The 355-nt window shown below is 69.0% G+C and carries 1 pseudogene; it reads right to left on the bottom strand.

From position 1 onward, the window contains the following. Positions 1 to 355: pseudogene (locus tag AB4Z35_RS31380) on the bottom strand (nitrate ABC transporter permease); the annotation flags it as partial.

The following is a 355-nucleotide window of genomic DNA, read 5'->3' on the forward strand; positions in this document are numbered from 1 at the left end:
GAGCACGCGCGCCACGTTCAGGTAGTCCTGCGGCACGCGCGTCACGCCGACGGCCGTGATGAAGATCATCGGCCCGATCGAGCAGATGAAGATGGCCCAGATGGCGGCCGGGTTGGCCGCCTTGAACAGCAGCAGCCCGATCGGCAGCCACGCCAGCGGCGAAACCGGGCGCAGCAGGCTGATCACCGGCGCCGCCATTGCATTCAGGAAGGCGAAGCGGCCCAGCAGGAAGCCGGCCGGAATGCCGACCACCGCCGCCAGCCCGAAGCCCGCCGCCACGCGCGCCAGCGAKGCSAGSAYGTTCCAGCCGATGCCCTGGTCRTTSGGSCCGTTGCGATAGAACGGATCGGAGACT

Origin of the sequence: Pseudomonas sp. KB_15 (genome assembly GCF_052114525.1) — a bacterium.
In the GTDB taxonomy this organism is placed as follows: Bacteria; Pseudomonadota; Gammaproteobacteria; order Pseudomonadales; family Pseudomonadaceae; genus Aquipseudomonas.